The sequence below is a fragment of the Nonomuraea sp. NPDC003201 genome, from assembly GCF_053590415.1.
The window spans coordinates 1-12368 of sequence record NZ_JBSFTC010000306.1; the positions used below are offsets into that span (position 1 = coordinate 1).

Annotated in this window: 11 protein-coding genes; 5 read left to right on the forward strand and 6 right to left on the reverse strand. The window is 71.8% G+C overall.

Annotated features, from left to right (window positions below):
• A partial coding sequence (locus ACWDX9_RS50985) for a helix-turn-helix transcriptional regulator (RefSeq protein WP_449968775.1) occupies positions 1-365 on the reverse strand: 365 nt, incomplete at its 3' end.
• Between the two features lie 88 nt (positions 366-453).
• On the opposite strand from ACWDX9_RS50985, the gene ACWDX9_RS50990 reads away from it, so the two are divergent.
• Entirely contained in the window at positions 454-1587 is a 1134-nt protein-coding gene (locus ACWDX9_RS50990) for an epoxide hydrolase family protein (protein ID WP_449968778.1), read from the forward strand.
• A gap of 43 nt (positions 1588-1630) precedes the next feature.
• Here ACWDX9_RS50990 and rph read toward each other — a convergent pair whose 3' ends face one another.
• Together rph and ACWDX9_RS51000 are read right to left on the reverse strand one after the other, a co-directional pair.
• Positions 1631-4285 carry a rifamycin-inactivating phosphotransferase gene (gene rph, locus ACWDX9_RS50995; RefSeq protein ID WP_449968781.1) on the reverse strand — a complete coding sequence of 885 codons (2655 nt, stop codon included), beginning with the start codon at positions 4283-4285 and terminating at the stop codon, positions 1631-1633.
• A 31-nt stretch (positions 4286-4316) separates the two neighbouring features.
• Positions 4317-5069 carry a TioE family transcriptional regulator gene (locus ACWDX9_RS51000; protein ID WP_449968783.1) on the reverse strand — a complete coding sequence of 251 codons (753 nt, stop codon included), beginning with the start codon at positions 5067-5069 and terminating at the stop codon, positions 4317-4319.
• A gap of 42 nt (positions 5070-5111) precedes the next feature.
• Between ACWDX9_RS51000 and ACWDX9_RS51005 the strand changes: the two genes are divergently transcribed.
• On the forward strand, positions 5112-6317 hold the full coding sequence (locus ACWDX9_RS51005) for an erythromycin esterase family protein (RefSeq protein ID WP_449968786.1): 1206 nt from the start codon (positions 5112-5114) through the stop codon (positions 6315-6317).
• A 2-nt stretch (positions 6318-6319) separates the two neighbouring features.
• Here the strand turns inward: ACWDX9_RS51005 and ACWDX9_RS51010 are convergent, their stop codons facing one another.
• The 3 genes from ACWDX9_RS51010 to ACWDX9_RS51020 all read right to left on the reverse strand — a co-directional run bounded on the left by ACWDX9_RS51010 (position 6320) and on the right by ACWDX9_RS51020 (position 9191).
• Complete coding sequence (locus ACWDX9_RS51010) at positions 6320-7462, reverse strand: NAD(P)/FAD-dependent oxidoreductase (RefSeq protein ID WP_449968788.1); 1143 nt, start codon at positions 7460-7462, stop codon at positions 6320-6322.
• Positions 7463-7483: 21 nt separating this feature from the next.
• Complete coding sequence (locus ACWDX9_RS51015) at positions 7484-7909, reverse strand: ABC transporter substrate-binding protein (protein WP_449968791.1); 426 nt, start codon at positions 7907-7909, stop codon at positions 7484-7486.
• Between the two features lie 151 nt (positions 7910-8060).
• Positions 8061-9191: an ROK family protein gene (locus ACWDX9_RS51020; RefSeq protein ID WP_449968794.1), complete on the reverse strand. Its 1131-nt coding sequence runs from the start codon at positions 9189-9191 to the stop codon at positions 8061-8063.
• A 103-nt stretch (positions 9192-9294) separates the two neighbouring features.
• On the opposite strand from ACWDX9_RS51020, the gene ACWDX9_RS51025 reads away from it, so the two are divergent.
• Genes ACWDX9_RS51025 through ACWDX9_RS51035 form a run of 3 tightly spaced genes read left to right on the forward strand, consistent with a single transcriptional unit; the run spans position 9295 to position 12275 of the window.
• Complete coding sequence (locus tag ACWDX9_RS51025; RefSeq protein ID WP_449968796.1) at positions 9295-10563, forward strand: ABC transporter substrate-binding protein; 1269 nt, start codon at positions 9295-9297, stop codon at positions 10561-10563.
• Positions 10564-11463: a carbohydrate ABC transporter permease gene (locus ACWDX9_RS51030; RefSeq protein WP_449968798.1), complete on the forward strand. Its 900-nt coding sequence runs from the start codon at positions 10564-10566 to the stop codon at positions 11461-11463.
• Entirely contained in the window at positions 11460-12275 is an 816-nt protein-coding gene (locus tag ACWDX9_RS51035; RefSeq protein ID WP_449968801.1) for a carbohydrate ABC transporter permease, read from the forward strand. Before ACWDX9_RS51030 ends, ACWDX9_RS51035 begins: the two co-directional genes overlap by 4 nt.
• Positions 12276-12368 lie beyond the last annotated feature (93 nt).

Consider the following 12368-nt stretch of genomic DNA (forward strand, 5'->3'; position numbering starts at 1 on the left):
GCGCCGACGCGCTGCCGCAGCCGCGCCGGCAGCACCTGCTCCAGCTTGGCCAGAGCGCGCACGGAGGCCTCCTCCATGCCGTCCACCGGCTGCCCGGCCGCCATGCGCAGGCCCACCGCGATGGCCACCGCCTCCTCGTCGTCCAGCAGCAGCGGCGGCATGGCCTTGCCGGCGATGAGCCGGTAGCCGCCCGCCGCCCCCATCGTCGCCTGCACCGGGTAGCCGAGCTCGCGCAGGCGGTCGATGTCGCGGCGGACCGTACGGGGGCTGACCTCCAGCCGTTCGGCCAGCTCGCTGCCGGGCCATTCGCGCGGGCTCTGCAGCAACGACAGCAGCGCGAGCAGCCGTGCGGGGGTGTCGCTCATGACTCCAAGTATGCGTGCCATGTAGGACATGGATCGACCTAGATGGCTCCTACTGTCGGCACGTCATCGCGACCGCAGGAGGACAATCATGGGCACCGAGATCCGCCCTTTTCACATTGACATCCCCCAGGCCGACCTGGACGACCTGAACGACCGGCTGGCCCGTACCCGGTGGTCCCGGCAGCTGCCGGGTGAGGGCTGGAGCCGCGGCGTCCCCGCCGCCCACCTCGAGGAGCTGGCCGCCTACTGGCGGGACGGCTACGACTGGCGCCGGCACGAGGCGCGGCTGAACGGGTTCCCGCAGTTCATGACGGAGATCGACGGTCAGGACATCCATTTCCTGCACGTGCGCTCCGCCGAGCCGGACGCCATGCCGCTCATCCTCACGCACGGCTGGCCGAACTCCTTCGTGGAGTTCGCCGGCCTGATCGAGCTTCTCACCGACCCCCGCGCGCACGGCGGCGACCCCGCCCAGGCGTTCCACGTGGTCGTGCCGTCGCTGCCCGGGTTCGGGTTCTCCGCGCCGCCGCGTGAGACGGGCTGGGACGTCACGCGCGTGGCGCGGATCTGGGCGGAGCTGATGCGCCGCCTCGGGTACGACCGCTACGGCACCCAGGGCGGCGATTACGGCGCGTACGTCGCCCCGGAGGTCGCCACGGCCGACCCGGAGCACGTGATCGGCGTCTACGTCATCAGCGGGCTCGGCTTCCCCACCCAGGACGACGTCCCGGAGATGACCGAGGACGAGCGGGCGGCGTTCGCGCGGCTGCAGGAGCAGGACTGGATGAACGGCGTGGACCACCACGGGCTGCTGCGCGCGGCGCCGGCGACCTTCGCCTACGGCTGGCACGACTCCCCGGTCGCGGCGCTGGCCTGGATGACGCACAAGTTCAAGGAGTTCACCGTCGCGGCCAAGCCCCCGGAGGAGGTGATCGACCGCGACCTCCTCCTGACGAACGTGAGCCTCTACTGGCTCACCGGGACCTTCGGCACCTCGTCCTGGCCCTACTACGAGAGCACGGGCTTCGGCTGGCCGAAGGGGCAGACGGCGGCGCCGACCGGCGTCTACAGCGGGCCGCCCGGGATCCGGCGGCTCGCCGAGCGGCACAACACCATCCTGCACTGGCCGGAGGACAACACGGCCGGACACCACTTCGTCGCCATGGAGCAGCCCGGCCGCCTCGCGGCCGACCTGCGCGCGTTCTTCGCCAAGGTCCGCTGACCTTTCCTGGTGCGGCCGCGCCGGTGACGCGGCCGCACCGGGGTCAGAGCAGTTCGATGTAGCCCTCGGTGCCGTTGACGCGGATGAGCCGGCCGTCCTCGATGCGCCGGGTGGCGTTCTCCACGCCGACGACCGCGGGCAGGCCGTACTCCCTGGCGACCACGGCGCCGTGGGTCATCACCCCGCCGACCTCCATCACGACGCCCTTGACCGAGACGAACAGCGGCGACCAGCTCGGGTCGGTGTAGACGGTGACGAGGATGTCGCCCTCCTCGACGTCCGCCTCGTCCATGCTCAGCACGATGCGGGCGCGCCCCTCGACGACACCTGACGACACGGCGATGCCGGCCAGCGCGCCTTCGGGCAGGGCGCCGGTGTCGTACTCGCCGGAGATCACCTCGCCCTCGGAGGTGATGACGCGCGGCGGCGTCAGCTTCCGGTCCTCCTCGAACGCCTCCCGCCGCTCGTCGATGAGCGCGGGGTCGATCCTCCCGGTCCGCACGACCTCCCTGAACTCCTCCAGCGACAGGAAGTACACGTCCTCCGCCTCCCTGATCACCCCGCGGGCGACGAGCTCGGCGGCCTCGGCGAGCAGCGCCCGCTTGTACAGCTCGTACCGTTGGAGCAGGGCGTGCTTGGAGTACTCGCGGTAGCCGATGAAGTGGCGGATGAGGCTCATCTGCCGGGCCGCCTTCTTCGCCTTCCGCTCGCCGCCCGGCAGTGCCCTGAGGCGTTCCAGCAGGCCGGCGATGGCGCTCTCGGCCTCGGCGCGGCCGCGTTCGACCTTGCGGGCGCGCTCGCCGGGCGCGAGGTTGCGGACGTTGCTCAGCAGGAGCGGGACGAGCTGGGTGGGGTCCTCGCTCCACCGGGTCCGGGTGATGTCGATGTCGCCCGAGCAGTGCATCCCGTACGTGCGCAGGTAGCCCTCAAGGGCGCGGCGGGCCTCGGGACCGCCCTCCAGGCCGTCGAGCCCGGTGAGGAGCGTGTCCCGGCCGGCGCGTTCGAGGTGCTCGACCACCGCCGGGTACGGGCGGACGGCGTCCGCGACGGCCAGCAGGTCGAGGCCCATGGCGGCCACCACGTTGTGGTCGGCGGACTGGGCGATGGCGTCGGCGGCGTTCTGCACGCCGAGCCAGGCCTTCATGCGCTTGTTGACCCAGTTCACCGCCTGGATGCCGACGAAGGCCGCCGCCACGCTGCGCGGGTCGAAGGTGAGCCGGGCCAGCACGTCGTGGTCGTCCAGGATGTACGCGAACAGCTCGTCCCCCGACTTGCCCGCGATGCCGCGGCGCAGCTCCTCGACCGTCCGCTCGTTCTCGGCGATCAGCTCGGGCACGGCCTCGGCGTCGTCCTTGCCGGACATCTTCAGATATTGGCGGGCCATCGGCAGCAGCCCGCCCTCGCCGAAGTCCAGCATCGAGGTCTTGCCGTGGGCCAGGTCGCGCACGAAGTCCTTCCTGGTCAGGACCTGGCGCAGGGCGTTGGCCATGAGGACGTCCACCTGGCCGAGGCTCTTGAGCGTGACCGCGCGCGCCCACGACGAGGACAGCTCGGGCGAGACGTCCTTGTAGAACCGGCTGCCGGACACCGTGCCCGCCGAGCGGCCCAGCCGGTCGTGCAGGAGCGCGAACAGCGACAGGCCCAGGGGCTTGAAGGCGTCGGTCATCATCTGGCGGTGGCCGTACGACATGAAGACGTGGTTCTTGCCGTCGGCCGTCCCGGGCACCGGGTAGAGGGTGGTGATCGGGCGGCTCTGCAGGATCTGGAACTCGCCGCCGGCCAGGCCCCACTCGATGTCCTGCGGGCGGCCGAAGTGGCTCTCGATGCGGCGGCCGAGGCGTTCGAGGCGGAGGATCTGCTCGTCGCTCAGGGTCTGCACGTGCCGGCGGGCGGGCTCGATCTCCCGCTCCTCCGTGCCGCCGTCCGGTGACGGGCGCAGCTCGATGTCCTGGGTGACGACGTTGCGCGCGGTGATCTCGCCCGCGCGTACGCGGTAGTTGTCGGCGTTCGCCACGCCCGACACGAACGCCTCCCCGAGGCCGAACCCGGCGTCGATCGAGACCACCTTCCGGTTGCACGTCACCGGGTCGGCGGTGAACATGATGCCCGCCGCCTCGGGGAAGACCATCTGCTGCACGACCACGGACACGCGCACCGCGCGGTGCTCGAAGCCGCTCTTGATCCGGTACGCCACCGCCCGGTCGGTGAACAGCGAGGCCCAGCAGCGCCGCACGCTCGCGAGCACCGCCGGCGCTCCCCTGACGTTCAGGTACGTGTCCTGCTGCCCGGCGAACGAGCTGGACGGCAGGTCCTCGGCGGTGGCGCTGGAGCGCACCGCGCAGGGCACGTCGCCGAGCTCCCCGAGGCGGCGCAGGATGTCATCCTCGATCTCGGCCGGTACGGGCAGCGTCTCGACGGCCTCCCGGAGGCGGGCGGACGCCTCGGCGATCCCGGCACGGTCGTCCGCGCGCAGCCCGGAGAGCCCGTCGATCAGCGCGGCGATCGTCGCGTCCGACTCGACGACCGCGCGGTAGGCCTCGGTGGTGACGCAGAAGCCCGGCGGCACCCGCACCCCCTCGACGGCGGACAGCTCGCCGAGGTTGGCCCCCTTGCCGCCGACCAGGGGGAGAAGCGTCTTGTCGATGTCGTGGAAGCCGAGCACGTAGGCACCCATGGCGTGTTCCCGTCTGCCTGTCATGGCCAATTAGGATACAGAGCTGACCTGTATCTTAATCCTCCGCGACCGTGGCGGGACCCCCGGGGTGGCTCAGGTACGCGTCGAGCCCGGCGGCGCCGGTCAGCATGGCGCGACCGCGGGCCGTCAGCCGGGTCTGCCAGTCGCGCAGGGTCGCCTCCAGGGGCGCGATCCCCCCGGCGGAGCGCACCTGGGCGAGCAGCGGGGCGATCTGCTCCAGCAGGTAGCCGCCGCGTCTGAGCTGGTGGGCCAGCCGGGCGTCGCGCACGTCGGCGGCCGTGTAGACGCGGTAGCCGGTTTGAGGGTCGCGGCGTGGGTTGACCAGCCCGGCGCGCTCCCACTTGCGCAGCGTCGCGGGCCTGATGCCGAGCCTCCTGGCCAGCGGGCCGATGAAGGTGACGCCACCGGGCCCGGGCCGCTCCACCGGCGCCGGCGCTCCGGGCCTCTCCTCCGCCGTCAGGTCGCGCAGCGCCCGCTCCACGGCCTGCAGCGTCCGGCGGTCGTCGAGCAGCTGCGCGTGGCTCTCGTCGACGAGCCGCAGGGCCTCCTCGACCGCGCCTCCGTTCACCTCCCGCATGATCGAGGTGGCCGTCTGGTGGCCGTGGCCGGGGATCAGGGCGAGGAAGGCGCGCAGGGCCTCCCGGTGGACGGGGGTATAGGTGCGGTAGCCGTGGGGAGTGCGCGCGGCCGGCGGAAGGATGCCCGCCTCTTCGTAGTTGCGGATCGCCTGCGTGGACAGGCCGTGCTCGCGCGCCAGGTCCACGGGCCGGAGTCGCTCGCGGGGCATGGGAAAAGTTTACATGGAAGGTTCAACGATACGGTTGAAGGCATGGAATCCGCGATCCTTGACTCCGGCTGGCCCTTCGAGGGCGCCGCGATCACGAAGCTGCTCAGATCGTTCCCGGCTCCTCCGCGCCTGCTCGGCCTCGGCGAGCCCACGCACGGCGAGGAGGCGTTCCTCCGGCAGCGCAACGAGGTCTTCCGCCACCTCGTGGAGCACGAGGGCCATCGGTCGATCGCGATCGAGAGCGACTGCCTCGCGGCGCTGGTCGTGGACGCGTACGTCACGGAGGGCGTGGGGACGCTCGACGACGTCCTGCGGCGCGGCTTCAGTCACGGGCTCGGCGGCTCGGCCGCCGACCGGGAGCTCGTGAGCTGGATGCGGGAGCACAACCGGCACCGGCCCGCGGCCGAGCGGATCCGCTTCTTCGGCTTCGACGGGCCGCTCGAGCTGGCCGGGCCCGGCAGCCCTCGTCCGGCCCTCGCCGGGCTGCACGGCTATCTCGCCGCCCATCTCGACGTGCCGTCCTTCGACACCGTCGACCGGCTGCTCGGCGCCGACTCGCGGTGGACGAACCCCGCCGCCACCATGGACCCCGCGCAGTCCGTCGGCCGCTCGCCCGACGCCGTCGAGCTGCGCCTCATGGCGGACGACCTCGTGGCCCTGCTCACGGCGGAGTCACCGCGCCTGATCGCCGCGACCTCGCGGGAGGCGTGGTGGCGGGCCTGCCTGTTCGGGCGTACGGCCACGGGCCTGCTCCGCTACCACGCGGGGATGGCGGACACGTCGCCGGCCCGGGTCATGCGCCTCATGGGGTTGCGGGACACGATGATGGCCGAGAACCTCCTGGCCCTCGCACCCCGTTACGGCCCGGCGCTGGTCCATGCCCACAACCGGCACCTCCAGCGGGACAGGAGCGTCTGGCAGACGGCGGGCTGGCAGGGCGGCGACCTGCTGCTGGAGTGGTGGAGCGCCGGCTCGATCGTCGCGGCCCAGCTGGGCGACGCGTACGCCTTCATCGCCTCGACCGCGGGCGGCGCGGCGACCCCTCCGGACACCCTGGAAGGCGTCCTGCACGCCGCCCTGCCGCACGACGGTTACCTCATCGCCTCCGAACGCCTGGCCGGGGCGCTGAAGGGCATCGAGCTGACTCCCCAGACCGACACGAGCTCCGGCTACTTCGCCCTGGACCCCGGACAGGTGCACACGACCGACGGCATCCTGTTCCTCAAGAACATCCCGCCGACCGGGTGACCCTACTGCTGTCCCGGCCGCCGCGCCGGGACAGGGGCGGGCCCGGCGGTGCCGTCTGCGAAGCGGGACGGCCGGAACGGCGCCAGCAGCGGCGACTCCTCGCCGTACACCTCCCCCGCCACCTCCCCCATGAGCAGCGGCGCCAGCGTGACCCCGCTGTGCGTGGCCACCGTGTACACGCGCCGCTCCGCGTCCGCGAAACCCGCCACCGTGAGCCCGTCCCCCGGCATCGCCCGCCGGCCGACCACCGCCCGCTCCACCATGGCCCCGTCCACGGCCCGCAGCACACGCGACATCAGGGCCAGGATCGAGTCCTGGACGTCGCCGGGCACCGGGACGGCCGGGTCCGCCCGCCCGTCCAGCGGCAGCGACTGCAGCAGCAGCCGCCCGCCCCCGTCCGGCCGCAGGTTGAGCCCGTCGGAGTGGAGCACGCGGGACAGGCGGGCGGGCACCGGGGTCGTGGTGACGAGGAAACCGTTGGTGACCGCGCCGGACACGGCCGGGTCGAGCATGGGCACCTCGGCCCCGGCCAGCGCCGCCACCCCCTGCGTCCAGCGCCCGGCGCAGGTGACCACCACGTCGCCGTCGAAGGCCCGCCCGTCGGCCGCCGTCACCGTGACGCCCGACGACGAGGTCTCGATCGCGGTCACCTCGGCCCCGCACTCCAGCGCGGCCCCGGCGTCGCGGGCCTCGCCGAGCAGGCGCCCGAGGAGCCGCAGCGGGTGCACGTGCGCCTCCTCGGGGAAGAACACGAACTCGGTGCCGGGAGGCGGCGGCACCAGATCGGGCTCCAGGGTCAAGGCGCGCGCGGCGGTGATCCGCTCGACCGGGTAGCCCATGCCGGCCAGCCGCTGTACGCGGGCCTCCAGGCGTTCCTTGTGCTCGTCGGAGACCGCGCACTCGAGGTTGCCCGTGGGGAAGAACCAGTCGCCGGGGAGCCGGTGGTGGGCCCGGACGGCGGCGTGGTTGAGGTCGAAGTACTCCTTGGGTGTCTTGTCGTTGGCGTTGACCCACGCCAGGGACGTGGAGGTCGTACCGGATCCCGGAGTACGCGCCTCCAGGACGGTGACCTGCGCGCCGCGCCGGGTGAGTCCCGCCGCGACCGCCGCTCCGACCACCCCCGCACCGATGACGACGACTCGCACGCTGACTCCTTCCGCTTCCGCTCAGAGGTCGATAGTGACCGTCCGTGCTCTCTCAGCCGGTGTGGAGGACCCGAAAGCGATCGGGTTCCGCCGGATCTCGATCAACGACCTGGACCGGCGTCCAGGCCCATTGCCAGACGCGGCGGCGGCGCGCGCGACGACGCTGTGATACTCCCCCGCCAAGGCGGCCACGTCCAGGCGAGCCAGTTCGTCCACGGCCGCCGCGGCCTTCCGCGGATCAGCCGCGGTGTCCCGGATCACCAGCTCGAGGCGGCTTCCGGCGATCCCGCCGGCGTCGTTGACGTCACGAACGGCCAGCTCCAGTCCGGCGAGCAGGTGCCGGCCCGCCTCGACCCAGCCCGGCCGGGTCAGCGGAACGAGAGCGCCGATCTGGACGGGTGATCCGTCGGCCCGCTCCGCTCCAGGTGGCGATGGTGGCGTATTCATGCGTCGGCGTCTCCCGCGTGGTGATTTTCGGTTGCAGTATGCCCGGCCGGCTGGTGGCGGCGTTCATACGGTCACAGGCCGACGTTGGCCTTGGCGCCCATGGAGGAGCCGATCGGTCAGTGGCACGAACCGGACGGCGGTGGGCCGCTGGTCATGCGGGGCCCACGCCGAACATCGCGTGCTCGGCGTGGTCGAGCGCCAGCCGTACCGCCCCGAGCGCGACGGAATCGCCGCCCAGCTCCGAGCTCTCCACGCGGACGGGGAACAGGCAGAGCTCGGCGAGTTCCTCGCGCAGGGGCGCGGCCAGCAGCTCGCCCGCGCCCGACAGGCCGCCGCCCAGGACGACCAGTTCCGGGTCCATCGTGAGCACGGCGGCGCCGACGCCCTTGGCGAGGTCGCGGGCGAAGGCGCGGACGATGGCCGCGGCCTCCGCGTCGCCCTCCCGCACGGCCTCGAACACCCGCTTGGCCGCCTCCCCGGAGGGGGCGTCCCCGCCGTAGGCGAGGAATCGGTCGAACGCGGTGTACCACCCGAAGGCGCGCATGACGCCGATCTCCCCCGCCGCGCCGTTGCGGCCCGCGTGCAGCTTGCCGCCGATGAGCAGGCCCGCCGCGACGCTGCGTCCGGCCAGCAGGCAGATCACGTCCTTCGCGCCGACGGCGGCGCCGCACCAGTGCTCGGCCAGCGCGGCCAGGTTGGTGTCGTTGCCCACCAGGACCGGGCCGTCCGCGAGGCCGTCGAGCGCGGCGGGCAGGTCGACGCCCGCCCAGCCGGGCAGCCGGTCGCTGATCAGTATCCGGCCGTCGGCGGGGTCGACCACGCCCGTGGTGGCCACCCCCAGCGCGCGTACCTGGCCGGGCTCGACCCCGACCGCGCGGAGCGTCCTGCGCACCACCGACCTGGCCGCCGCGATCCTGTCGGCGGTGCCGGTCTCGGGGGCGACGACCGTGCGCCTGCGGTCGACGATGCGCCCCTTGAGGTCGGCGGTGAGCGCCAGGACCTTGTGCGGGCCGATGTCGAGGCCGACGACGTGGCCGGCGTCCGCGCGGAAGCGGAAGCGCTTGGCCGGCCGGCCGACCGGGCGCGGATCCCCGACCTTGATGCCGACCTCCTCGACGAGCTCGTCGAGCCCGGCGATGACGTCCTCGACGGTCGCCCGGGAGATGGAGGTGGTCTTCACGAGCTGCGTCAGGGTCAGCTCGTCCGCGGCGTGCAGCGTGCGCAGCACGGCGGCGGCGTTGAGGCGGCGCAGGAGCGCCGGATCCTGTCCGGTCAAGGTCACGATCCGATGGTAGGGCATTGCGAATTATTTGAGGAACTATTAAAAATAAGACCCACCCGCGGCGCGGTGCCGCCGGTCGGCCACCCCCCAGAGAGGACCCCAGGTGAACAAGGCCATCGTGCTGGCCACCGCTGCCCTGACACTCGCCGCGTGCGCGCCGGCAGGGTCACAGCAGCCAGTGGCGAACGGCAGGAAGGAGATCTCCTTCCTGGTGTTCGAGACGCCCAACCTGACGCCGGAGTACTGGGACGCGGCCATCAAGCGCGTCACCGACAGGCACCCCGACATCGCGGTGAAGAAGCTCGTGGCGCCGAGCGCGGGCGAGCGCAACGCGTACGCCAAGCAGCTGCTCGCCTCGGGTCAGCTGCCCGACGTCATGCAGGCCATCGCGCCCAGCGGGCTCGCGGAGAGCGGCAACCTGTACGCCTGGAGCGAGGAGGAGCTGAAGAACTACGCCCACCCGCGCTCCAACCCGCTGGGCGGCAAGATCTACCAGCTCCCCTACAACTCCCAGCCGACCCCGCTGGTCTACTACAACAAGAAGCTCTTCGCCGAGGCCGGCGTCGACGCGCCGCCGAAGACCTACGCGGAGCTGCTCGACGTCTCGGCCAGGCTCAAGGCCAAGGGAATCAACCCGTTCGTGGTGGGTGGCGGCGGCAAGGACGCGTTCGCGGCCGGCTACATCTGGATCGCGCTCGTCGGCGCCGACGTCTACGCCCGGCAGCCGGACTTCCTGGTCAAGCGGCGTGCCGGGCAGGTCAGGTTCGGCGATCCGGCCTTCGTCAAGGCGACCCAGAAGTTCGCCGACCTGGTCGGGAAGGGGTACGTCGACAAGGCCGGGCTGTCGCGCGACTACCCGTCGACCGAGAAGGCGTTCCTGGACGGCAAGGGCGCGATGTACCCGATGGGGTCCTGGTTCGCCGCCGCAGCCGACGCAGGGAAGCCGCCGTTCGAGATCGGCGTCTTCGCCTGGCCCACCGACGACGGCCAGGTGGTGGTGCCCTCGTACACGGGCGGCGGCCCCATCGTGAACGCCAGATCCAAGAACCTCAAGGCGGCCAGGACGTTCGCGCTGGAGTTCAATCAGGACGCCGCCAACAACGACGTGCTCGTCAGGAGCGACGCGGCCATCATCGCGATCAACGGCTATCGGCCGCCGCCGATGGGCCCGGTCTACAACGCCACGCTCGAGGTGTTCAACGCAGGCAAGGCGGTCAACGCCTTCACGGTCGAGACCGGCGACGACTCCCTGCTGCCGGGCGTGGGCGACAAGGTGTTCGCGCTGGCCCAGGAGATCATCGCGGGCAAGACCGGCGGCGCCGCGGCGGCGAAGGCGCTGGACGCGGAATGGGTCAAGGCGGGCGGCCGGTAGATGTTCCTCGACAAGCGGGCCGCCGCGCGCACCGCGGCCGTCCCCTGGCAGCGACTGACGTACCTGCTGAGCTTCGTCGCCCCGGGCGTGCTGGTCTACGCCTGCTTCGTGCTCGCGCCGATCCTGCTCAGCTTCGGCTACAGCCTCACCAATGCCAGCCTGTTCGCCACGCGGACGCGCTTCGTCGGGCCCGACAACTACCTGCGCCTGCTGGCCGACCCGTCCTTCCTGACCTCGTTGAAGGTCACCACGATCCTGACGCTGATCATCGTGATCGTGCCCAACGTGGCCGGCGTCGGCGTGGCCGTGCTGCTCGACCGCGCGGGCTGGCTCTACCGGGCGCTGCGCAGCGTCTTCTTCGTCCCCGTCGTGCTGAGCTCGGTGGTGGTGAGCGTGGTGTGGATGGCCATGCTGCAGGACGAGGGCCTGATCAACCGGCTGCTCGGGGTCCGCGTCGGCTGGCTGTCGGATCCCGACCTGGCGCTGTACTCCATCGGTTTCATCATCAGCTGGCAGATGCTCGGCTTCTGCTCGGTGGTCTACCTGGCCGCGCTGCAGGGCGTGCCCCAGTCGCTGCACGAGGCGGCGGCGATCGACGGCGCGGGCTCCTGGACCCGCTTCCGCAAGGTCACCTGGCCGCTCCTGGCGCCCGCGCTGACCACGAACACGGTGATGCTGCTGATCACCGGGTTCAAGGCGTACGACCACGTCCAGGTGCTGACGGCGGGCGGTCCGGGGCTGGGCACCACGGCGACCGTGGCCTTCAACGTCATCCAGGTCGGCTTCACCGCCAACCGCACGGGCGAGTCCTCGGCGATGGCGATCCTCATGCTCGTGATCGTCGCGACGGTCTCCGCCGTCGCGCTGCGCCTGCTCAACCGCAGGGAGGTGGACCTGTGAAGTGGCTGCGCCCGCTGGTCTCGATCGTGGTGGCCGGCGCGTTCTTCCTGCCGCTCTACCTGGTCGTGGCCAACGTCTTCAAGCACGGGCCGGACATCACCGCCTCCCCGGCGGCGCCGCCGATCCCGCCGACGCTGGACAACCTCACGCAGGCGCTGACGCGCCCCGACCACCTGTTCTGGAACGGGCTGATCAACAGCGTCTCCGTGACCCTGCTGTCGATCGTGATCCTCACGGTCGTGTCGGCCATGCTGGGCCACTACATCTGCCGCACCCCGTCGCGCTTCGCGCGGATCACGCTGCTGGTGCTGCTGGCCGGGCTGATGATCCCGCCGCAGGTGATCCTGGTCCCGGTCACGCAGGTGCTCAACCTGACCGGCCTGATGGGCACGATCGGCGGGCTGGTGCTGTTCAACGTCGGTTACTACGTGCCGTTCGGGGTGTTCGTCTTCTCCGGTTTCATCCGGGCCATCCCGGTCGAGCTGGAGCAGGCCGCCTCGATCGACGGGGCGGGCCCGTTCGGCACGTTCTGGCGGGTGGTCTTCCCGCTGCTGCGCCCGGCCACGGCCAGCGTGCTGATCTTCCTGGGCGTGTGGATCTGGAACGACTTCCTCAACCCGCTCATCATCCTCGGCCCGGCCGGCGGCACCACGGTGACCGTGGGCGTCTACCGGGCGCTCGGCCAGTTCCAGCGGGACTACGGCGACATGTTCGGCCTGATGGTGCTGTCGGCCCTGCCCATCCTCATCTTCTACTTCGCGCTGCAGAAGCACTTCGTCAAGGGACTCACCGGGGGAGCGGTCAAAGGATGATCAACTTGAGCGACCACGTCGGGGAGGCCCTCGACCGGCCGATCACCCTGGCCGTGGTGGGCGCGGGCGCGCGCGGCACGGCCTACGCCGAGC

Excerpts from the sequence above, each read along its gene's own strand:
- ACWDX9_RS51030 (WP_449968798.1), top strand. The coding sequence starts at position 10,564 with ATGTTCCTCGACAAGCGGGCCGCCGCGCGCACCGCGGCCGTCCCCTGG.
- ACWDX9_RS51005 (WP_449968786.1), top strand. The coding sequence starts at position 5,112 with ATGGAATCCGCGATCCTTGACTCCGGCTGGCCCTTCGAGGGCGCCGCG.
- ACWDX9_RS50990 (WP_449968778.1), top strand. The coding sequence starts at position 454 with ATGGGCACCGAGATCCGCCCTTTTCACATTGACATCCCCCAGGCCGAC.
- ACWDX9_RS51000 (WP_449968783.1), bottom strand. The coding sequence starts at position 5,069 with ATGCCCCGCGAGCGACTCCGGCCCGTGGACCTGGCGCGCGAGCACGGC.
- ACWDX9_RS51015 (WP_449968791.1), bottom strand. The coding sequence starts at position 7,909 with ATGAATACGCCACCATCGCCACCTGGAGCGGAGCGGGCCGACGGATCA.
- rph (WP_449968781.1), bottom strand. The coding sequence starts at position 4,285 with ATGACAGGCAGACGGGAACACGCCATGGGTGCCTACGTGCTCGGCTTC.